The organism is Gallaecimonas mangrovi, from assembly GCF_003367375.1.
Classification (GTDB): Bacteria; Pseudomonadota; Gammaproteobacteria; order Enterobacterales; family Gallaecimonadaceae; genus Gallaecimonas; species Gallaecimonas mangrovi.
Window position 1 is genome coordinate 1,758,360 of sequence record NZ_CP031416.1, and the last position, 19,926, is coordinate 1,778,285.

The 19,926-nt window shown below is 52.3% G+C and carries 18 protein-coding genes; 12 read left to right on the top strand and 6 right to left on the bottom strand.

Annotated elements, in window-relative coordinates:
- Nucleotides 1-10: 10 nt before the first annotated feature.
- The gene (locus DW350_RS08390) at nucleotides 11-1,057 is read right to left on the bottom strand and encodes an esterase-like activity of phytase family protein (RefSeq protein ID WP_115718430.1); all 1,047 of its coding nucleotides are present in this window, start codon (nucleotides 1,055-1,057) and stop codon (nucleotides 11-13) included.
- A gap of 169 nt (nucleotides 1,058-1,226) precedes the next feature.
- On the opposite strand from DW350_RS08390, the gene DW350_RS08395 reads away from it, so the two are divergent.
- Complete coding sequence (locus DW350_RS08395) at nucleotides 1,227-3,350, top strand: putative bifunctional diguanylate cyclase/phosphodiesterase (RefSeq protein WP_226911417.1); 2,124 nt, start codon at nucleotides 1,227-1,229, stop codon at nucleotides 3,348-3,350.
- 14 nt (nucleotides 3,351-3,364) lie between these two features.
- Here DW350_RS08395 and gap read toward each other — a convergent pair whose 3' ends face one another.
- Nucleotides 3,365-4,369: a type I glyceraldehyde-3-phosphate dehydrogenase gene (gene gap, locus DW350_RS08400; RefSeq protein ID WP_115718432.1), complete on the bottom strand. Its 1,005-nt coding sequence runs from the start codon at nucleotides 4,367-4,369 to the stop codon at nucleotides 3,365-3,367.
- A 126-nt stretch (nucleotides 4,370-4,495) separates the two neighbouring features.
- Here gap and msrB point away from each other — a divergent pair, with 126 nt between their 5' ends.
- Nucleotides 4,496-4,876, top strand: coding sequence for a peptide-methionine (R)-S-oxide reductase MsrB (gene msrB, locus DW350_RS08405; RefSeq protein ID WP_115718433.1), 381 nt, complete (start codon nucleotides 4,496-4,498; stop codon nucleotides 4,874-4,876).
- Here msrB and DW350_RS08410 read toward each other — a convergent pair.
- Nucleotides 4,818-5,708: a DUF2989 domain-containing protein gene (locus tag DW350_RS08410; RefSeq protein WP_115718434.1), complete on the bottom strand. Its 891-nt coding sequence runs from the start codon at nucleotides 5,706-5,708 to the stop codon at nucleotides 4,818-4,820. The genes msrB and DW350_RS08410 overlap by 59 nt on opposite strands.
- Before the next feature lie 243 nt (nucleotides 5,709-5,951).
- On the opposite strand from DW350_RS08410, the gene DW350_RS08415 reads away from it, so the two are divergent.
- From DW350_RS08415 to DW350_RS08460, 10 genes are all read left to right on the top strand, one after another.
- Nucleotides 5,952-7,388: a glyceraldehyde-3-phosphate dehydrogenase gene (locus DW350_RS08415; RefSeq protein WP_115718435.1), complete on the top strand. Its 1,437-nt coding sequence runs from the start codon at nucleotides 5,952-5,954 to the stop codon at nucleotides 7,386-7,388.
- Between the two features lie 104 nt (nucleotides 7,389-7,492).
- Complete coding sequence (locus DW350_RS08420; RefSeq protein ID WP_115718436.1) at nucleotides 7,493-8,614, top strand: M14 family metallopeptidase; 1,122 nt, start codon at nucleotides 7,493-7,495, stop codon at nucleotides 8,612-8,614.
- A 106-nt stretch (nucleotides 8,615-8,720) separates the two neighbouring features.
- Nucleotides 8,721-10,382: an alanine/glycine:cation symporter family protein gene (locus DW350_RS08425; protein ID WP_115718437.1), complete on the top strand. Its 1,662-nt coding sequence runs from the start codon at nucleotides 8,721-8,723 to the stop codon at nucleotides 10,380-10,382.
- Nucleotides 10,383-10,440: 58 nt separating this feature from the next.
- Complete coding sequence (locus DW350_RS08430; RefSeq protein WP_115718438.1) at nucleotides 10,441-10,785, top strand: hypothetical protein; 345 nt, start codon at nucleotides 10,441-10,443, stop codon at nucleotides 10,783-10,785.
- A gap of 2 nt (nucleotides 10,786-10,787) precedes the next feature.
- A complete protein-coding gene (locus tag DW350_RS08435; RefSeq protein WP_115718439.1) occupies nucleotides 10,788-11,063 on the top strand; it encodes a YeaC family protein in 276 nt (91 codons plus the stop codon).
- Between the two features lie 41 nt (nucleotides 11,064-11,104).
- Nucleotides 11,105-11,281, top strand: coding sequence for a DUF1653 domain-containing protein (locus tag DW350_RS08440; RefSeq protein WP_336406988.1), 177 nt, complete (start codon nucleotides 11,105-11,107; stop codon nucleotides 11,279-11,281).
- 165 nt (nucleotides 11,282-11,446) lie between these two features.
- Nucleotides 11,447-12,562 carry a glutamate 5-kinase gene (proB, locus tag DW350_RS08445; protein ID WP_115718441.1) on the top strand — a complete coding sequence of 372 codons (1,116 nt, stop codon included), beginning with the start codon at nucleotides 11,447-11,449 and terminating at the stop codon, nucleotides 12,560-12,562.
- Nucleotides 12,559-13,812, top strand: coding sequence for a glutamate-5-semialdehyde dehydrogenase (locus tag DW350_RS08450; protein WP_336406989.1), 1,254 nt, complete (start codon nucleotides 12,559-12,561; stop codon nucleotides 13,810-13,812). Before proB ends, DW350_RS08450 begins: the two co-directional genes overlap by 4 nt.
- A 79-nt stretch (nucleotides 13,813-13,891) precedes the next feature.
- The gene (gene trhA / locus DW350_RS08455; RefSeq protein ID WP_115718442.1) at nucleotides 13,892-14,548 is read left to right on the top strand and encodes a PAQR family membrane homeostasis protein TrhA; all 657 of its coding nucleotides are present in this window, start codon (nucleotides 13,892-13,894) and stop codon (nucleotides 14,546-14,548) included.
- Between the two features lie 114 nt (nucleotides 14,549-14,662).
- Nucleotides 14,663-15,607, top strand: coding sequence for a bifunctional helix-turn-helix transcriptional regulator/GNAT family N-acetyltransferase (locus DW350_RS08460; protein ID WP_152032958.1), 945 nt, complete (start codon nucleotides 14,663-14,665; stop codon nucleotides 15,605-15,607).
- 26 nt (nucleotides 15,608-15,633) lie between these two features.
- On the opposite strand, the gene DW350_RS08465 is transcribed toward DW350_RS08460, so the two are convergent.
- From DW350_RS08465 to sppA, 3 genes are all read right to left on the bottom strand, one after another.
- On the bottom strand, nucleotides 15,634-16,863 hold the full coding sequence (locus DW350_RS08465; protein ID WP_115718444.1) for a pyridoxal phosphate-dependent aminotransferase: 1,230 nt from the start codon (nucleotides 16,861-16,863) through the stop codon (nucleotides 15,634-15,636).
- Between the two features lie 125 nt (nucleotides 16,864-16,988).
- Complete coding sequence (gene ansA, locus DW350_RS08470) at nucleotides 16,989-17,999, bottom strand: asparaginase (RefSeq protein ID WP_115718445.1); 1,011 nt, start codon at nucleotides 17,997-17,999, stop codon at nucleotides 16,989-16,991.
- Between the two features lie 81 nt (nucleotides 18,000-18,080).
- The gene (gene sppA / locus DW350_RS08475; protein WP_115718446.1) at nucleotides 18,081-19,919 is read right to left on the bottom strand and encodes a signal peptide peptidase SppA; all 1,839 of its coding nucleotides are present in this window, start codon (nucleotides 19,917-19,919) and stop codon (nucleotides 18,081-18,083) included.
- Nucleotides 19,920-19,926: the final 7 nt, after the last annotated feature.

Consider the following 19,926-nt stretch of genomic DNA (forward strand, 5'->3'; position numbering starts at 1 on the left):
CCGCGCGCTGTTAGTGAAGGTGCAGCGCAAAGGCCCAAAAATAGGTGTGCTGGCGGCTGGAGAAATTGTCGTCAGAGACCACCAGCAGTAACCGCGAACCGTCGGCAAGCCTAGGCCCAAGGGCCAGACCCTCAGCGTTATCTTCCGGGATCCCTAAATCCTTAAAGCGGGCTATGAGTGTTTTTTTCACCGGCACTATAGCTGTGCGGGCATCTTCAATACTTTGCAGGTGCCGAATGTCGGTAGCGCCTTGGATATCGACAAGATAAAGGGCAATATCTGCGCCTCCCGGCACACTAAAGCCACGTTCAATAGCCAATAGATGGCCCTGGTTATCTAATGCCTCCATGTCTGATAGGCCCTTCATGGCATAAATGCCGTTGGGGGCTTTAGCCAAGGGGTAAAGGTACTGGGCTTGTGGCTGCTGATTTTTAAGGTTGTAAGTGAGAATACGGCAGGGGCTACCAGCAAGGGATGAGGCTTCGGGGCCGTCTTGCATCAAGGCTGATTCGGTGGCGGTGTAGAGGGTATGGCCATCAGGGGTTATGGTTAGGCTTTCAAAGGCTAGGTTATTACGTACACCAAAATGACCTTTGGGCATAAACTGCGCCGGCAGTGGCAAATTATGCTGCCATTGGCCCTTGAGATTATATTGGCCAATAAAAGGCGGCCGGCCTTTGGCAACGTCACCTTCTGATGAAATAAATAACTGCTGGTGATTAAGGGCGATGCCTTCGGCATCAATGTGATCCGGCAGGTATTTTTTGCCGTCTTTAGTCAAGGTTTGCTGAGACTCTGGTGCTACCATTACCAGCCTGCCGTGGTCGAGTTTTACCGTAAACTGATAAAACCGGGCCGGTGCTTTAAAGGAGCGGTCGTCACTGATGGCTAAAAAGCTGTTGCTGCTGGCCTGATAAGTTAGTCCCGATAACCCGCCGATGGGGGCGTGCTCAAACATCGCCATGTGGGGAATGGTCACTTGCCCAAGTGGCGTTAGGCTAACGGTTTGGGCATGTAATGAAAGGGAAAGCAAACCAAGGATGGCAAGGATGCGCATATTCAAACTACCGGTATTCGCCTATGTCAGCGCGCACAATTGTCATAGTTGCGGCGCCGACTCAAGTCTTCTTTTTCGCTTTTCTCTCAATAGTGCGGTGATAGCGCCGCGCGAGTTGTGCTCAGACTTCGACATTGTAGAATGTCGCCTCAAAATAATAAGTGGATAAATGACGAACATGCAGGGGTCTTACGACTGGGCTTTGGTGGCCCTGTCTTTTGTGGTTGCCGTGATGGCATCGTACAGTGCTTTAGATCTTGCTGGCCGTGTGCGAGCAAGCACGGGTATCGCCAAGCGTTTGTGGCTTTGGGGCGGTGCCTTTGCCATGGGAACCGGTATTTGGGCTATGCACTTTATTGGCATGTTGGCCTATGTCATGCCTGTTCGTATGGGTTACGACTTTACGATGACCGCTATCTCAATGGCGGCGGCTGTGTTTGCGTCAGCCCTGGCACTGAAAATCGTCAATGTTGCGCATTTAACGCGGCTGCACATGGCAAGTGGCGGCCTGGCCATGGGGCTGGGAATTTGTGTCATGCACTATTTGGGCATGGAAGCGATGGAGATGACGCCGCCCATTCATTACGACCCCACTATCTTCTCGCTATCGGTGCTTATTGCCGTGGCTGCCTCTACCGCGGCGCTGTTTTTAGCCTTTCGCTTAAACGATAAAAATCGCCGTACCCCAATTTGGCACCGCCTTGTGGCAGCGCTGGTTATGGGGGTGGGTATTTGCGGCATGCATTACACCGGCATGGCCGCTGCCGAAATGGCGCCCGATGCCGTAGGAGCAGGCGCCAGCAGTATGTCGCCCACACAGATGTCGGTGTCTATCGCCTTGGTAGCAGGCTGCATTATGCTGAGCGGACTGGTGCTGTCGATTTTCGATGCGCACCTTGCTTCTCGCAACGCCAAGCTGGCCAGTTCCTTACAGGAAGCCAACGACGAGCTTAAGTCTATGGTGCTGCACGACACCATGACCCGTTTACCCAACCGTTTATTGTTTGAAGAAAAGCTCAGCCAGTTTCTCACCATTGCCAAACGCCAGCAGCAACCCTTTTCGGTACTTTTTGTCGACCTTGACCGCTTTAAAAACGTTAACGATTCCCTGGGCCACCATATCGGCGACCAATTGATTAAGCAGGCCGCCAAGCGCTTAACGGCGGCGCTGCGGGAAGATGACATTGTGGCAAGGGTTGGCGGTGATGAATTTTTAGTGTTAACGCCGCCGGCGACCGATATTGAGCAAAGTGCCGGTATTGCTCGGCGCATTGTTGATGCCATGGCCAGCGCCTTTGAAATTGAAGGCTCGGAAATTCGTATTTCATCAAGCGTTGGTATTAGCTGTTACCCACAAAATGGCCAAGATGGCCATGAGCTGATGGTGCATGCCGATGCGGCGATGTATAACGCCAAGGCGAGCGGTAGAAACAACTTTCAGTTCTTTGAAGCGGGTATGGTGTCAAAGGCCGAGCAGCGTAACCATATTGAGAAAAGGCTGCGCTTGGCGCTGGATAACGAAACCCTGACCTTGGCTTACCAGCCGAAAATTTCGGCAGCCGATAACAGCCTAACCGGCCTTGAAGCGCTGCTGCGCTGGCATGACGACGAGCTTGGCATAGTGCCACCGGATAAGGTGATCCCGCTGGCTGAAGATACCGGCCTTATTTTGCCCTTGGGGGAGTGGGTGCTGCGCACCGCCTGCAAGCAGACCTTGGCTTGGCATCAACATGGCCAATTTACCAAAGTGCCGGTTGCCGTTAACCTGTCGCCAGTGCAGCTCAACCAGCACGACTTTATTGAGCGGGTGGTGGCAATTTTAAACGAAACGGGCCTGGACCCGCGCTATTTGGAGCTGGAGCTAACCGAAAGTGCGGTGATGCAAAACCCCGACCGCGCCAATACCATTTTGACTGCGCTTCGCGATCTCGGTATTAAGATCTCCATTGATGACTTCGGTACCGGTTATTCAAATCTGGCCAAGCTCAAACGCTTTCCTATCGACAGGCTGAAAATCGACCGCTCTTTTACCGCCGGTGTCACCAAGGACGCCCAAGATGCCGCCATTGTAAAAGCGGTTATTGCCTTAGCCCACAGCCTGCAGTTGGATGTGGTGGCAGAAGGGGTGGAAACGCAAGACCAGCTAGAATTTATTCGCAGTCTGCAAGGGGAGCAGTATCAGGGCTTTTTATGCTCAAAAGCCCTGTCACCGGCCGACTTAGAAGCCTTTATGCAAAGCTGGAAAGACAACAGCAGCGTACTGCCAGAGATCGTTAAGGAAAAAGGGGCTTAATGCCCCTTTTGCCATTACTTAGCAGCCATCATGGCGGTGGCGGTATCGAGCATCCGGTTGGAGAATCCCCACTCGTTGTCGTACCAGCTCATCACTTTGACCAAGCGCCCTTGCACCCGGGTTTGGGTGGCGTCGAAGTTAGACGAGTAGGGCACATGATTAAAGTCCATGGACACCAGCGGTGCGGTATTAATGGTTAACACCTCAGCAAGTGCCCCTTGGCTAGCCGCCTCGGACAAAATCGCATTCACTTCTTCTACCGTGGTATCACGGCCAGCAGTAAAGGTGAGGTCGACCAACGAGACGTTGGCAGTCGGAACGCGCACCGCCATACCGTCCACTTTGCCTTTAAGGGCTGGCACCACCAAACCCACAGCGGCGGCGGCGCCGGTTTTGGTGGGGATCATATTAAGCGCCGCGGCGCGGGCCCGGTGCAGATCCTTGTGGTAAACGTCAGTCAGGCGCTGATCGTTAGTGTAAGAGTGGATGGTGGTCATCAACCCCGACTCAATGCCCAGGGTGTCGTTAAGCGGCTTGGCAATAGGTGCCAGGCAGTTGGTGGTGCAAGAGGCATTGGAGACAATGGTCATGTCTTTGGTCAATATCTCGTGGTTCACCCCGTACACGACAGTGGCGTCTACATTTTTACCCGGCGCTGAGATCAATACCTTTTTGGCACCAGCAGCCAGGTGAGCCTTAGCGGTTTCACCGGTGGTAAACAGGCCGGTACACTCAAACACAATATCGATGGCCAATTCGCCCCATGGCAATTTGGCGGGATCTCGTTCACTGTAAGTAGCGATGGCTTTATCGTTGATATAAAGCGCTTTGTCGTCATGACTGACTTTGGCGTTAAAGCGACCGTGAATGGTGTCGTACTGGGTCAGGTGGGCGTTTACCGCTGCATCCCCCAGGTCGTTGATGGCAACGATGTCGATGTCGTAGGCTTTGTCGGTTTCGAACAAGGCGCGGAGAATGTTTCGACCAATGCGTCCATATCCATTAATGGCAACCCGCATGATAGTGTCCTTATCTGCTATTGCTGAAAAATTGGTAGTAAATTTACAGAACATTTGGTGCTTATCAAGGTTAAATCACCATAACACCAGAGCTATTGAAAATAAATTACATAAACGGAGCGTTTTATGAACAAAAAAGGTTGGAAAGGCCCTCTCAGTTCTGCTGCTGAAGCGGTCACCCAACAAGGTGCAACGGAAAGGCCCTTCTCGGGTGAATATCTTTACGAGGATAGACCAGGGATATACCACTGTGTGGTGTGTGGCCAGGCGCTGTTTCATTCAGAAACCAAGTTTGACGCTGGTTGTGGTTGGCCTTCCTTTTTTGAAGAAGTTGAGCAAGGCGCGGTGCGCTACTTGGAAGATAACAGCCATGGCATGGTGCGCACCGAAATTCGCTGTGGCAAATGCGATGCGCACTTAGGCCATGTATTTAATGATGGCCCTGCGCCTACTGGCCGCCGTTATTGTTTGAATTCGGTGGCGTTGGATTTTGAGCCGCAGGCGTAGCCTGTGTGTCCTTGTTCTGTTCAGGGCGAGGGTCTAATTGCGCCATTGGTGGCTTAAAGCGATTTTCTTTGATGGCCAAGTCCACCTCGTCTGCCTTTTTATCGAGCTTGGCGATAAGGGATTTGTCATTTCTTAAATATTGCTCCAGCGGTTTGGGATCGGTGGCTACGCCATGGTGCTGGGCAATACGGGTCCAAAGATAGGCTTCCTGATAGCGCCGCTGAGACATGGAGAGCGTGGCCAGGGTTTGAAAAATGTCAGGCTCTACAGTGGCTGATTCCCGGGGCAGGGCGAGGCCTTCAAGCAATAATTGCGCGGTTTTCTCGGTGTCGCTTTTGGCGTAGTAACCGGCCAGCATGGCTTTTAATTCCAAGGTATTAAAAGCGCCACTGCCTTCTTCTGCCAAAAAGGCATCAAGGGCCTTTTGGTCATCCAGGCGGGTATAGAGGTAGTAAAGAATGTGCGGGTCTTTACTGGTTTTATATTGCTGCTGAAGTGCTTTTAGGTCTTGTAAAATGGCGACATAAGCACGGCCCCTGTCACTTTGGCGCTCTTTTAGGGTTTTATGCACCACCCCTGCCGCTTTGGCCATGCAGTTGCGGTAGTCTTCGGTATCAAGCAGCAGTTTGTAACCGGGGTAGCCTGGGTCACCGGTGAGTTTGCTCACCGCATACCGCTGGCGAATAAGCGCTGCCCGCTCGCTGCGGCACCACCCGTCTTTATTTAATCGTGAACACAGCGCTGGCTTTTGCTGGCAGATCTCCTGCAAGCTTGGCTCGCTGTTGCAGCCGCTTAAGATGAGCGCTGCAAGCAACCACATCAGCCTTTTCATGAACGTCCTTCTTTCATCTGTTCTTTGTCATTTGTTAAGCCAGTTTGGCAATGCCTTGGTCGCCTGACAATAGCAAAACTGTCAATGACAACACTGAGTGTGGCGAAAGCGGTTGCCCTTGGGTAAAATTGCGACCGCCTGACTTCCCGTACGAGGCTAAGCAGGCCCCTACATTAGATTGCGACCAATATCATTAAAGACCGCGGTCGCCGGCACCTACGACGTGAAACTAAAGGAAACCCCATGAGCAACACGCAACCGGATATCTACATGAAGAGCTGGCAAGAGCGTCAGGAACTGGCCGAGCAGATGCAACCCATTATCGGCCGTCTGTATCGCAACTACGGCGTGGAGTTAGTTATCTACGGTAAGCCGTTGCTCAACGCTTCTACTATCGACATCATCAAAAGCCATCGCCAAGTGCGCCGCTTTGAAGGTGAAAAACTGCGCCTGCGTGAAAGCTTTCCGCTGTTTAGCGCGCTGTCGAACATGAAGTTGGCCCCGGCCCGTATTGATATTGGTAAGCTGGCAGTTAACTACTTGAAAAACCACGGCGACAAAACCGTTGATGCCTTCTTGCGTGAAGAATTGGCCGAAGTGGTTGATCACGAAGACAACATGCAGCCCCGTGACGTGGTGCTTTATGGTTTTGGCCGTATCGGCCGTTTGCTGGCGCGTTTGCTGATTGAACGTACCGGCCCGCAAAATAAATTGCGCCTGCGCGCCATTGTGGTGCGTGGCGGTAAAGACGGCGATTTGCAAAAGCGTGCCAGCTTGCTGCGCCGCGATTCCATTCATGGCCCTTTCAATGGCTCCATTTGGGTAGACGAAGAAGCGTCGGCCATTGTCGCCAACGGCTGTTATATCAAGGTGATTTACGCCAACCAGCCGGAAGATATTGACTACACCCAATACGGCATTGAAGACGCACTGGTCATTGATAACACCGGTGTCTTTAAAGACGAAAAACTGGCTCGCCATTTGGAAGCCAAAGGTGCCAGCAAAGTGTTGCTGACCGCGCCGAGCGGCGGCGATGTGAAAAACATCGTTTATGGCGTCAACAACGACATGATTTTGGCTGAAGATAAAATCATTTCTGCCGCCTCTTGCACCACCAACGCTATTACGCCGGTGCTCAAAGCCATTAACGACAAATACGGCATTGAGTACGGCCACGTTGAAACCGTGCATTCTTACACTAACGATCAAAACCTGATTGATAACTACCACAAAGCCGAGCGTCGTGGCCGCAGTGCACCGCTGAACATGGTATTGACCAGCACTGGCGCCGCTAAAGCGGTATCTAAAGCGCTGCCAGAACTCAAAGGCAAGCTGACCGGTAACGCCATTCGGGTACCGACCCCGAACGTTTCCATGGCCATCTTGAACCTGACCCTCAAAGGTGACGTGAGCCGTGAAGAGGTGAATAACTACCTGAGCGAAACGTCCTTGTTTAGTGACCTTCGCGACCAGATTGATTTTTCAACCTCTACCGAAATCGTGTCTTCTGACCTGGTTGGTTCTCGCTACGCCGGTGTGGTGGACTCGCAAGCCACCCTGACTCAGGAAAACCACGTGGTGCTTTACGTGTGGTACGACAACGAATTTGGCTATTCTTGCCAGGTAGTGCGCGTAGCCCAAGACATGGCTGGCCTTTACTACCCCAGCCTGCCGTGCTAATTAGCAGCAAACAAAAGGCACCTTCGGGTGCCTTTTTTGACGCCTCGGCTCTGGCCTGTGCGTGTTAGACTACAGGCTTATCCTCACCAAGAAGGACCGCATCAATGCATATCTCCGCCGGTTTTGACAGTGGCAATATCGACGTGCTGAAAGCTGATAGCAGCGACGATATTCAGCTGGCTATCAAAAAAGACCACCAGTCTGATTTCTACCAATGGTTTCATTTTCGTGTTCATGGTGAGCGCGACCAGCAATACGTGATGAAAATTACCAATGCCAGCGGGTCGGCTTATGCCTCCAAAGGCTGGGAAGGGTATCAGGCGGTAGCCTCTTATGACCGTCAGAACTGGTTCCGGGTACCTACCGACTACGACGGTACCAACCTCACCATTACCCACGTGCAAGAAGAGCCGGTGTGTTATTACGCCTATTTCGCGCCGTATTCGTGGGAGCGCCATCAAGATCTTATCGCCGGTTCCCAGCAAAGCTTGGATTGCACCCCGGTGCACCTTGGCGAAACCCTCGATGGCCGCGAACTGACCATGTTGGTGGCGGGGGATGAAGCTACTGCCAAACGTAAGATTTGGGTGATTGCCCGCCAGCACCCCGGTGAAACCATGGCCGAATGGTTTATGGAAGGCTTTATTGGCCGCTTGCTGGATGACGAAGACGGTGTAGCCCGTTCTTTACTCAGTGAAAACGTCTTTTACTTGGTACCAAACATGAACCCCGACGGCAGTGTGCGTGGTCACCTTCGCACTAACGCTGTTGGCGTTAACCTCAACCGTGAATGGCAAGAGCCGTCCATGGAAAAAAGCCCGGAAGTGTATCTGGTTCGGCAAATGATGGAACAAAAAGGCCTGGATCTGTGCTTGGACATCCATGGCGACGAAGGTTTGCCTTACAACTTCTTGGCAGGCTCCGAAGGGACACCCAGCTTTGATGACAACATCCAAGCCCAGCAAGACAAATTTAAAGAAGCGCTGCTGGCTGTGACTCCGGAATTTCAAACCCAGTATGGCTACGACATCAGCGCCCCAGGGCAGGCCAATATGACGGTGTGCACCAACTGGATAGCCGACCGCTTTGGCACCTTGGCCTATACCTTGGAGATGCCCTTTAAGGATAACGCCGACCTGCCAGACCCCGATTATGGATGGTCGCCAGCCCGTGCCATGCAACTGGGCGAGGACGTATTAACCGCAGTTTGGAGACACCTCAAATAATTGCGATAAATAGGGCCGCTGATGCGGCCCTTGTTCTTGTTATACCCAGGGGGCTGTGTCAGGGTATTGGCTTCATTATAAAAACGATTCGGAGCCCCCTTAATACATGGAAGCTTTCAACAATTTGCTGCTGACCATTGACAGCTATCTCGGCAGCTCAGCTTGGTTCCCATACGTCTTGCTTGGCGTCGGTATCTTCTTCACGCTCTACCTTGGTTTTCCGCAAGTTCGTTATTTCCGCCAGGCCTGGCGGGTGGTGAGTGGTAAGTACGACCACACTCACATGAAAGGCGATACCTCGCATTTCCAAGCGTTAAGCACGGCCCTTTCAGGCACTGTTGGTACCGGTAACATTGGTGGTGTGGCGCTGGCTATTTTCCTTGGTGGCCCGGCAGCGCTATTTTGGATGTGGATGACCGCCTTTTTGGGGATGACCACCAAGTTTGTGGAAGTCACCCTTTCCCATAAATACCGCGACCGTGCCCCCGATGGCACCATGGCCGGTGGCCCCATGTATTACATGGACAAGCGCCTTAACATGAAGTGGCTGGCGGTGCTTTTTGCCATCGCTACCATTATTTGTTCCTTTGGTACCGGTAACCTGCCGCAAAGTAACAATATCGCCCAAGGCATGGCCGTTACCTTTGGGATCAAGCCCATTATTACCGGCGGTGTGCTGGCGGTGTTGCTGGCCATGGTTATCCTTGGTGGCATTAACCGCATTGCCAAGGTCACCTCAAAAGTGGTGCCCTTTATGGCCATTTTTTATGTGATTGGCGCCTTGTCGGTGATTTTGATGAATCTCGACAACCTCTGGCCGTCCTTTAAGTCAGTGTTTGCCGACGCCTTCACTGGCGCCTCGGCCACCGGTGGCTTCTTGGGTGCCAGCTTTGCTTATGCCTTTAACCGGGGTGTTAACCGCGGCTTGTTCTCAAACGAAGCAGGGCAGGGCTCAGCGCCTATCGCGCACGCCTCGGCCCGTGCCGATGAGCCGGTTTCTGAAGGCATGGTGTCCATTCTTGAACCCTTCATCGACACCATCATTATTTGTACCTTGACCGGTTTGGTTATCCTCAGCTCCGGGGTGTGGACCGAAAAATTCGAGAACAAATTTGAACGGGCCGACATGACCATTGTTGCCGGCCATTACTCCGATAAAGTCGCGGCTGACCAAAAGCAGCTTTATGCCTACCTAAGCGACAAGCCCAGCACGGTAAAACCCTTTAATGGCGCCGTGAAAGTGCAAGACGGTAAAGTGGTTGGCGGCTCAGACATTACGGTTATCAACGCCCGCTCTGTGGGTGAAGATGTACGTTTTCGCGTTGGCGGCCATCCGTTTAGCGGTGTGCTTGATATCAGCGGCGGTAACATCGCCGATCCGGATATCAACGTGGTTGGTAAATCCTTGGTGCACTCAGCGGAACTGACCACCAAGGCCTTTACCAAGGGCTATTTTGGCTCCTACGGCCAATACATTGTGTCGATTGGCTTGCTGCTATTTGCCTTTTCCACGGCTATTGCCTGGTCTTATTACGGTGACCGGGCCGTGATTTACCTGGTGGGTTACAAGTGGGTGATGCCCTACCGGGTGGTTTATTGCTTTGGTTTCTTGTGGGCAGCGGTAAGCGATACCACGGTGGTGTGGAATATCGCTGCGGTGGCCATTGTGCTGATGGCGCTACCTAACTTGTTGGGCCTGATGCTGCTGGCCAAAGAAATGAAACAAACGGTCAGAGACTACTGGGCCAGTTTCAAAGAAAACGACTAAAAAAGGGGCGCCCAATGGCGCCCCTTTTTGTTACCATTCGGCCTCAAAAGGAGGACCGATGGCAATCATCCACTGTTATGCCTGTGGCAAACGGATCTCAGATAAGGCGCCTTCTTGCCCCCATTGTGGGCAAGTGCGTAGTGACGATCCTGAAGCTGTCGCCCAAGGGCGAGCCCGGCAAAAAGCCCTTAAAGTGAGCAAATACAATAATGGCTCTATGCTGGCGCTGTTGTCTGCCGGCCTGGGCTTTTTGATTTTGTGGGTTATGATGTCGCACCCCGAGCTGGCAAAAGATTCCAGGCCGACAATTAAGTGGGTTGGTGATGCACTATTAGCCATAGGCTTAACCGGCTATGTTGCCTGCCGCGTGATGGCCATATGGCATAAGCGTAAAGGGGGTTAATAATGTTTTCTGAAATGATAGCCAACATGGACGAAGCCACTTACCTGCGGCTGCGCGATGCTGCTGAAACCGGTAAATGGCCCGACGGCACCGCTTTGGATGAAGCGCAGCGTGGCAACTGCTTGCAGTTGGTTATGGCCTACCAGTCATTGAAACTCACCGAACACCAACACATGGAAATGGGCCCCGGTGGCGAGCTGGTACAAAAGTCTAAACGTGAGCTCAAGGCGCTGTTTGCCGGTAATGAAGAGCAAGAGATCATGAGGACGAAGTTATAAAACCCGGTATTTATCGCCACTACAAAGGCAACTTGTATCAAGTGTACGAGGTCGCCCAGCACAGCGAGACACAAGAGGCGTTAGTGGTTTACCGGCCCCTCTACGGTGAAGGGCGGCTATGGGTAAGACCGCTGGCGATGTTCAGTGAAATGGTCGATACCGATTCCGGGCCAAAGCCGCGTTTTGAGTGGCTTAAAGCCAGTGATGCAACTATATAAAAAGCTCCCTCGGGAGCTTTTTTGATTTAATGCAAATCAATTCCGATCCTATAGAAAGCGGCTATATAAGTGCATAACTGTAAATCCAACATTTATATAACCAATTTTCATTAGAGGGCGAATGATGTTATAGTAATCACTCATTTTTTTGAGGAGTCTTCTTACATGTCGACACCAAACTGGCGACGCGCAGTACTGAAAGTGGGCAGTGCCCTGATTGCCCCAGACGGTAATGGATGTAGCGCAAAGTACCTGCTGGCGATCGCCCGTTTTATTACCCAATGCCGTGAGCGCGGTATTGATATCGTGCTGGTTTCTTCAGGCAGCGTTGCTGCCGGACGCAGTCATTTCGATTTTTCCCATAACGATCTGCCGGTAAAACTGAAAAAAGCCATGGCGGCGGTGGGGCAAAACGAAATGATGAGCAACTGGTCCCGCTTTTTCGATTTTCCCTGTGCGCAAGTGCTTTTGACCCACGGTGACTTGGGTGACCGCGAGCGTTACGTTTCCATTAAAAACACCATCGAAGCGTTACTCGAAAACCAAATTCTGCCCATCGTTAATGAAAACGACACCGTTGCCACCGACGCCATGAAAGTGGGTGACAATGACAATTTGGCGGCGATGGTTGCCACCGTTTCGGATGCTGACACCTTGGTGATTTGTTCCGACGTTGATGGGCTTTATGACAAAGACCCAACCGTTTTTCCCGACGCCAAGCGACTGCCGGTGGTTGAAGAAATTGATGACCATATTTTTTCCCTGGCTGGGCCGCCGCGTAATGCTATCGCCACCGGCGGTATGCGCACCAAGGTAGAAGCGGCTGAAAAAGCCTCAAGCCATGGTATCGACACCTACATTGTTAATGGCCGCGACGGCGAGACGTTTGAACAGTTGCTTAGGGGCGACAACCCGGGCACGCTGTTTTGCAAACATCATTCACCGCTGTCTAACCGCAAGCACTGGTTACGGCATACACTTAAAGCCCACGGGGTAGTGGTGGTAGACCATGGTGCAGCCCAAGCGTTGTTGGAAGATGGTGCTTCCTTGCTCAGTACTGGTGTTACCGATATCGAAGGGGAGTTTGACCGCGGTGATGCGGTGATTATTCGCGAAGGCGATAAAGCACTGGCCAAAGGTATTTGCCAGTACAGCTCCTGGGAACTGAATTACCTCAAAGGTCGTCACGCCGGCATTATCAACGACGAAGTTGAGCCCGGACACCCTGAAGAAGTGATCCACCGTGACAACCTGACGATTCTGGAGGAAAACTATTCATGATGATGGCCAAAGCCAAAGAATATGCTGTTGCTGCTGCCAAGGCGGCAAAAGTGGTAGCCGGTTTGACCACCGAACAGAAAAACGCCGTCCTGACCGATATGGCCAAAGCGCTGCGCGCTAACCATGGCGCTATTTTAAAAGGCAATGAGTCTGACATGGCCAATGGCCGTGATAAAGGCCTGGACGATGCCATGCTAGACCGCTTGCAGCTTACCCCTGAGCGCATTGACGCCATGGCCGATGCCATTGATTTTCTGGTAACACTGCCTGATCCGGTGGGTGAAAAACGCCCGGTAGAAGTGCGCCCCAATGGCATCAAAGTTGAGAAGATGCGTATTCCGCTGGGTGTGGTGTGCATGATTTATGAAGCGCGCCCCAACGTAACCGCTGATGCAGGTGCATTGTGCTTTAAATCCGGTAACGGCGTTATTTTGCGTGGTGGCCGTGAAGCCTTATCGTCAAGCCTGGCGATCGCCAAAGTGCTGGGCGAGGCCCTTCAAAAACATGGTGTACCTGGCGAAGCCATCACCGTTATTGACGACCCCGATCGCGAACTGATGCTGGCTCTGCTCAAACAAACCGATGATATCGACTTGGTTATCCCCCGTGGTGGCGAAGGCCTTATTCGCTTTGTGACCGAGCAAAGCCGCATCCCGGTTATTCAGCATTTTAAAGGCGTTTGCCATCTGTACGTTGATAAAGACGCAGATCTTGATAAAGCCTTTAACATTCTGATTAACGGTAAAACCCAGCGCACCGGCGTTTGTAACGCCCTAGAAGGGCTGTTGGTGCACCAGGATGTGGCCGAAACCTTCTTGCCGCGGGTTGCCAAAGCCTTTAGTGACAAAGGCGTTAAAGTGCATGCCGATAGCGCCACCGTGAATTACTTTGACGGTGCCGACTTGATGAGCGAAAGCGACTACGGCCAGGAATACCTGGCGCTGGAAATTGCCGTTCGCCAAGTCGCGAGTTTTGACGCCGCCCTTGAGCATATTGCCCGCTTTGGCAGTAAGCACACCGAAGTGATTGTGACTGAAAACCAAACCACCGCAGACGCCTTCCAGGCGCGGGTGGATTCCGCAGTGGTGATGGCCAACGCCTCTAGCCGTTTTTCTGACGGTGGCGAGCTTGGCTTGGGCGCGGAAATTGGTATTTCGACGTCGAAATTACATGCCTACGGGCCCATGGGGCTGGAGGCCCTGACCACAGAGAAATTTGTGGTTACCGGAACCGGACAGGTTCGTGAATAATTTCAAGATCCGGCCTTGGCCGGATCTTTTTTTTCACGTAGGCTGAGAATGGTTCTTAACAAAAACATCGGGCCTTGTTATGCAAATTACTGTCGGTCACGGTTATCCCTTTCGCGAGGAGCTGGCCAACACTATCACTCATGGTCTGGGTGTGTTCTGCTCCATCGCTGGCGGCGGCGTGCTTATCGCTATGGCAGCGGTTTATGGCGACGCTTGGCAAATCGTCTCAGCCTCGATTTTTGTCGGTGCGCTGTTAATGCTCTACACCGCATCAACGCTGTATCACGCCATTCCCCACGAAAATGCCAAAGCCAGGCTTAAAATTTTCGACCACTGCGCCATTTTTGTACTGATCGCCGGTACCTATACTCCCTTTACCTTAATTGGTTTGCGCGGGCCCTGGGGCTGGAGCCTGTTTGGCACTATCTGGGGGCTAGCGGCGCTGGGTATTGCCTTCAAAATTTTCTTTACCGGCCGGTTTCGGGCGGTATCAACACTGATTTATGTGGCCATGGGCTGGTTGGTGGTCATTGCCATTAAACCCATGAGTGAAGCGCTAACCTCCATGGAGCTGCAATGGCTAGTGCTGGGCGGCCTGTTTTATACCCTTGGCACTATTTTCTATATGCTGCGCCGCATTCCTTTTGGCCATGCCATCTGGCACTGTTTTGTACTGGGCGGCAGTGTGTGCCATTACGCCGCGGTACTTTTGCAGGTCACCAGCCCCAATAGCTGATTGGCCAATTGTGAGAAAAAGGCGCCTGTCGGCGCCTTTTTCATTTGCCTTGGCAAGGTGGCAAAAATCGTTTATTTTGGTATTTATGTAAGCACTTACGTAACTGGTGTTTTTATGGATTTTTATACCTTGGCAGGGCCCATGGCACTGGGCAGCCGCTTGCGCCGCCTTGCCGAACGTTTTACTCAGGATGCCGAAAAGATTTATCGCCACTATGACGTGGAGCTGGATCCGCGTTGGTTTCCAGTGTTTTACATGCTTGCAAACAAAGGCTGTAGCGGTATTGGTGTGCTGGCTGAAGATGTAGGGCAAAGCCATGCAGCCGTTAGCCAAGTGGTCAAAGCCATGGCTAAAAAAGGCCTGGTAACGGTTAATAAACAGGCCGCAGATGGCAGAGTCAGTGAGGTGTCTTTGACCGCTAAAGGCCAAGCGCAAGCCGCGAATCTGGCTCAGCAATGTGAAGATGTGGGCGCCGTGGTGAATAGTTTGTTGGCTAAGACACAGTCACAACTCTGGGCTGAGCTTGATACGTTGGAATACGAGCTGACCAAGTTAAGCCTGTTTGAACGGGTAGAGGACTTGTTGCAGACAAGGCAACAAAGCCAGCTGGCGTTGGTTCCTTTCTCTGGCCAATACCAAGAGGCCTTCAAGGCACTGAACGTGCATTGGATAAGCCAGCACTGGACTCTGGAGCCTAGCGACTTTAAGGCGCTCGATAACCCGGTAGAGAACATCATTGCTAAGGGCGGCTACATTGTCATGGCCCTTTACCAAGGTCGCGCCGTTGGGAGTTGCGCGCTGATACCGCTGGCAGGTGGCGACTTTGAGCTTGCCAAGATGGCCGTTGATGAAAACATGCGTGGCAGCGGTATTGGGCTAATGCTAGGAGAACATATTATTGCTAAAGCGCGGCAGCTCGGAGCAAAACGGTTGTATTTAGAGAGTAATAGCCTGCTGGTGCCAGCAGTTAATCTGTATCGAAAGCTTGGCTTTACCGCCGTTAAAGGGCCGGCTTCACCTTATCAGCGCTGTAATGTGCAAATGGAAATGCTGCTGTAAAAAAGCCCGCAAATGCGGGCTTTTTTTCAGGCCGCCGAGGGGGCGACGGCTTCGGCTCTTTGGTCAAGATAATGACCAAAACGGCTAATGGCATCGGTGAGCACTTCTTTTGGCGGCAGGAACACAATGCGCAGGTGGTCTGGGGTGGGGTAGTGAAAACCGGTGCCTTGCACCAGCAAAATGTGTTCTTTACGCAGCAGGTCGAGTACCAGGCCTTCATCGTCGCTAATGGCAAACCGTTTTGGGTCCAAGCGCGGGAAAAGGTAGAGGCCACCTTGTGGCTTAACGCAGCTAACCCCTTCAATGTTACTGAGCATCTCAAAGGCCAAATCCCGCTGCTGGCAAAGGCGGCCTGTTGGCAGCAAGAGTGGCTGAATGCTGTCTGGCTCACCGAGTGCCGCCACTAAGGCATGTTGGCTCGGTACGTTGGCGCACAGCCGCATATTGGCCAGCATATTAAGGCCTTCAATATAATCGCGGGCGTTATCAGTGTGGCCCGATACCATCAGCCAGCCTTGGCGAAAACCGGCCGCTAAATAGGCTTTAGAAAGGCCATTAAAGGTTAGGGTGACCACATCGTCACTGAGCGCCGCCATCGGGTGATGCACGGCGCCGTCATAGAGAATTTGGTCGTATATCTCGTCAGCAAAGAGCACCAGCTGATGTTCGCGCGCAATCTCAATCAATGCTTGCAGCATGGCTTTGCTATAAACCGCCCCGGTTGGGTTGTTGGGGTTAATCACCACCAAGCCGCGGGTGCGGGGGGTAATTTTGCTGCGAATATCGTCTAGATCGGGCTGCCAGCCGTTGGACTCGTCGCAGCGATAATGTACGGCATTACCGCCGGCCAGTACCGTACAAGCCGTCCACAAGGGGTAATCGGGGGCGGGCAATAAAATCTCATCGCCGTTATTGACCAGTGCCTGCAGGCTCATTTGAATAAGTTCACTGACGCCGTTACCGATATAAATATGCTCGGCTGAGGCGCGCGCAACCCCCTTTGCCTGGTAATGGCGGCTAATCAGCTCGCGGGCGGCGGGCAGGCCTTTGGCATCGCAATAGCCCTGGCTTTGGTGCAGGTTGGCGCCAATGGCGTCAAGCAGGGCGGGTGGGGCGGTAAAACCAAAAGGGGCAGGGTTACCAATGTTGAGCTTAAGGATCTGCTCGCCGGCCGCCTCAAGTCGCGCTGCCTCCGCGATCACTGGACCGCGAATATCGTAACAGACATCTTTGAGTTTGGCCGATTTGGTATGCATAACAGCAAGTTCCCCGAGATAAGCAATGTTCCTCACAGTGCTGCTTGGGTTCTTTGATGTCAATGACCGAAAGGGGAAATTTAAAGACCGATTAAGCCTATGAAAATAACCGGAATTTAAAACGGTTAATTATTACGCTCACCCCGAAGGTTCACTAGCATTTGCTCACGTATTTCCTGAACATTAAGGCCTTGGCTGAAAAGAAAATGCAGCTTGGTGAGCGTTGCCTCTACTGTCATGTCGCCACCGGATATCACGCCGCTGGCAGCAAGGCCGGTGCCGGTGGCATAGCCGGTCATATTCACCGCCCCCTTAAAACACTGGCTGAGGTTAATTACCACAATGCCGTTCGCCGATGCTGCCGAGAGCGCTTTGAGTAATTTCGGGTTAGAAGGCGCATTACCCACCCCGTAGCTTTGCAAAATCAGGGCCTTAACCGGCTGCTGAATAAGGTTACTGATAATGGCAGGGTCGATGCCCGGGTAAAGGCGCACCATGCCAATAGGTTGTGGGGTGATGTGGTGTACCTTCAGCTCGCCCTTGGCGACTAAGGCATCTTTGTTGGGCACTTTGCTGATTTGAATGCCCGCTTCCAATAGCGGCGGGAAATTGGGTGAGGCGAAAGCATCAAAGCCGTCGGCATGGGCCTTGGTGGCACGGTTGCCACGAAAGAGCTGGTTATTAAAGAAAAGGCCCACCTCGTTAATGGGGTATTCGGCCGCCAGATACAGGGCCGTCAGCAGGTTTTCCTGGCCGTCAGAGCGCAGCGCCGACAGGGGAATTTGTGAACCGGTTACAATCACCGGTTTGCCTAGATTTTCCAGCATGAACGAAAGCGCCGAGGCGGTGTAAGCCATGGTGTCGGTGCCATGCAAAATAACAAAACCGTCGTATTGCTGGTAATGCTGGGCGATGTCATCGGCGATATGCTGCCAGTCGTCTGGCGTCATATCGGAGCTGTCCATCAGTGGCTGATATTCGTGAATATCAAAATCGGGCATTTCTGGGCGCTGAAAATCGGGATGTTGCTTAACGTGCTGCACCAGAAAACCCGGCACCGGCACATAGCCTTTGGCGGATTTTTGCATACCAATGGTGCCACCGGTGTAAGCCACATAAATACGTTTCTTCGCCATCAAACTGCTCCTTCGACGCTTTGGCGCGCATTATAAGAAAAAACCGGGCCAAAGCCCGGTTTTTTCTGGTCCAACAACTTGTTAGTTGAAGTTGCAATCACGGCAGTACATGTACATGCCTTGCGGATCTTTCATATCAACCAGTGGTGACACATCGCTATCGAGGCTGGCGAGAATTTTGCTCAGCCAAGGATATTTTTGGGTTTGTACACTGGCGGCCATTTGCGCTGCATCACCAAAGATAGTTTGAATAAACTGCTGTTTGGGTGTGAGTTTTTTCACAACATTTTCAACGCTGTAGTGAGTTAGGTTAGCCATTTTGGCCGCATCCTTAATGGCCAGCTGTTCGTCGCCTAACTTATCTACCAGGCCAAGTTTTTTGGCTTGAGTACCAATCCAGATGTGGCCTTGGGCAATTTTATTAACGTCTTCTTTCGACATGTGGCGGTTTTTAGCCACCAGGGTCAGGAAGCGGTCATAGCCTTTTTCGACATTGCCTTGAATGATTTTCTTCAGGTTGTCAGACAGCGGCCGGGTGAGGGTAGTACCGGCATATTCAGAGGTACCAACCCCGTCGCTGTGCACGCCTATGGCGTCCAGGCTGTTTTCAAAGGTGGCCAGCATGCCGAAGATACCAATAGAGCCGGTAAGGGTAGTGGGGTGGGCAATAATTTCGTCAGCACTGGCGGAGATCCAGTAGCCACCGGATGCTGCATAAGTACCCATGGAAACCACCACCGGCTTGCCGGCCTTTTTCAGGGCCAACAGTTCCTGGTGAATAATTTCACTGGCAAAGGCGCTGCCGCCGGGGCTGTCTACCCGCAGCACCACCGCTTTGATGTCTTTATCAAAACGGGCTTGGCGAATCAGGGCGGCAATGGAGTCACCACCGGACATATTCACCGGCGCGGTGCCGTCAACAATTTCGCCTTGCGCCACAATCACGCCCACTTTCGGGCCTTTTTTCGGCACGTCGAATTTGGGGTGGATAATAGACAAATAGTCGTCGTAGCTAATGTGGCGGAAGCTGTGCTCGTCGTTTTCGCCCACATCGGCAATTAATGCCTGCTCCATGTCGTTGCGGGTCATTAGTTTGTCTACCAGGCCTTCTTTTAAGGCTAGCTGGGCAAAGTCAGAACCGGCAGCGGCAAAGCGCTCGGGCAGGTTGTTCAGCATGTCGTCCAGCGCACCGGCTTTAAGGTGGCGCAGGGCAACAATCTTGTCTTGATATTGTCCCCAAAGGGCGTTCAAGAAGGTGCGGTTGGCGTCTTTGGCAGCATCGGACATATCGTCGCGAATGTATGGCTCAACCGCCGATTTAAAGGTGCCCACCCGGAACACATGGGTAGTGACCTTCAGCTTGTCGAGCAGCGACTTGTAATAAAGGCGATAGCGGCCAAAACCGTCGATGGACATAAAGCCGTCTTTATTCAGGTAAACCTTGTTGGCGTAAGCCGCTAACAGGTATTGGCCCTGGGTGTAGTAGTCACCAATGGCAACCACTTGCTTGCCACTTTTCTTGAAGTCTTCAATGGCATCGCCAATGGTCATCAGCTTGTCTGGGCTGGAGGTGTAAAGGCCACCGAGTTTTAGCACCAGCATTTTGATGCGGTTGTCATCCTTGGCATTTTTAATGACATCAAGCACATCGCTCATCTGCATTTCCGGCGGTTCGCTAGAACCTTGCAGTTCCTGGGTGACCGCTTTAAAGGGGTCAACCTGCTTGGCTTTTTCTACCAGCACACCGTCAAGGTTCAGTACCAGCGCACCGTCTTTCGGCACTTCCGGGCCTTTGTCTTCGCCCAGTGAACTGATAATGGCAACCACGATAACAAGCACCAACAGGCTCATTACCAGCCGACGCAGGCCATTAAGTGCCTGCCAGATAAATGAAAAGACCTTTTTCAACATGGTCAGCATGGTGTCG

What these genes read in the sequence shown, in the direction of transcription:
- trhA (WP_115718442.1), top strand. Translation starts at nt 13,892, where the DNA reads ATGCAAATTACTGTCGGTCACGGTTATCCCTTTCGCGAGGAGCTGGCC.
- msrB (WP_115718433.1), top strand. Translation starts at nt 4,496, where the DNA reads ATGAACAAAAAAGGTTGGAAAGGCCCTCTCAGTTCTGCTGCTGAAGCG.
- DW350_RS08435 (WP_115718439.1), top strand. Translation starts at nt 10,788, where the DNA reads ATGTTTTCTGAAATGATAGCCAACATGGACGAAGCCACTTACCTGCGG.
- DW350_RS08415 (WP_115718435.1), top strand. Translation starts at nt 5,952, where the DNA reads ATGAGCAACACGCAACCGGATATCTACATGAAGAGCTGGCAAGAGCGT.
- gap (WP_115718432.1), bottom strand. Translation starts at nt 4,369, where the DNA reads ATGCGGGTTGCCATTAATGGATATGGACGCATTGGTCGAAACATTCTC.
- DW350_RS08460 (WP_152032958.1), top strand. Translation starts at nt 14,663, where the DNA reads ATGGATTTTTATACCTTGGCAGGGCCCATGGCACTGGGCAGCCGCTTG.
- DW350_RS08390 (WP_115718430.1), bottom strand. Translation starts at nt 1,057, where the DNA reads ATGCGCATCCTTGCCATCCTTGGTTTGCTTTCCCTTTCATTACATGCC.
- DW350_RS08465 (WP_115718444.1), bottom strand. Translation starts at nt 16,863, where the DNA reads ATGCATACCAAATCGGCCAAACTCAAAGATGTCTGTTACGATATTCGC.
- ansA (WP_115718445.1), bottom strand. Translation starts at nt 17,999, where the DNA reads ATGGCGAAGAAACGTATTTATGTGGCTTACACCGGTGGCACCATTGGT.
- DW350_RS08420 (WP_115718436.1), top strand. Translation starts at nt 7,493, where the DNA reads ATGCATATCTCCGCCGGTTTTGACAGTGGCAATATCGACGTGCTGAAA.
- sppA (WP_115718446.1), bottom strand. Translation starts at nt 19,919, where the DNA reads ATGCTGACCATGTTGAAAAAGGTCTTTTCATTTATCTGGCAGGCACTT.
- DW350_RS08425 (WP_115718437.1), top strand. Translation starts at nt 8,721, where the DNA reads ATGGAAGCTTTCAACAATTTGCTGCTGACCATTGACAGCTATCTCGGC.
- DW350_RS08410 (WP_115718434.1), bottom strand. Translation starts at nt 5,708, where the DNA reads ATGAAAAGGCTGATGTGGTTGCTTGCAGCGCTCATCTTAAGCGGCTGC.
- proB (WP_115718441.1), top strand. Translation starts at nt 11,447, where the DNA reads ATGTCGACACCAAACTGGCGACGCGCAGTACTGAAAGTGGGCAGTGCC.
- DW350_RS08430 (WP_115718438.1), top strand. Translation starts at nt 10,441, where the DNA reads ATGGCAATCATCCACTGTTATGCCTGTGGCAAACGGATCTCAGATAAG.
- DW350_RS08395 (WP_226911417.1), top strand. Translation starts at nt 1,227, where the DNA reads ATGACGAACATGCAGGGGTCTTACGACTGGGCTTTGGTGGCCCTGTCT.
- DW350_RS08450 (WP_336406989.1), top strand. Translation starts at nt 12,559, where the DNA reads ATGATGATGGCCAAAGCCAAAGAATATGCTGTTGCTGCTGCCAAGGCG.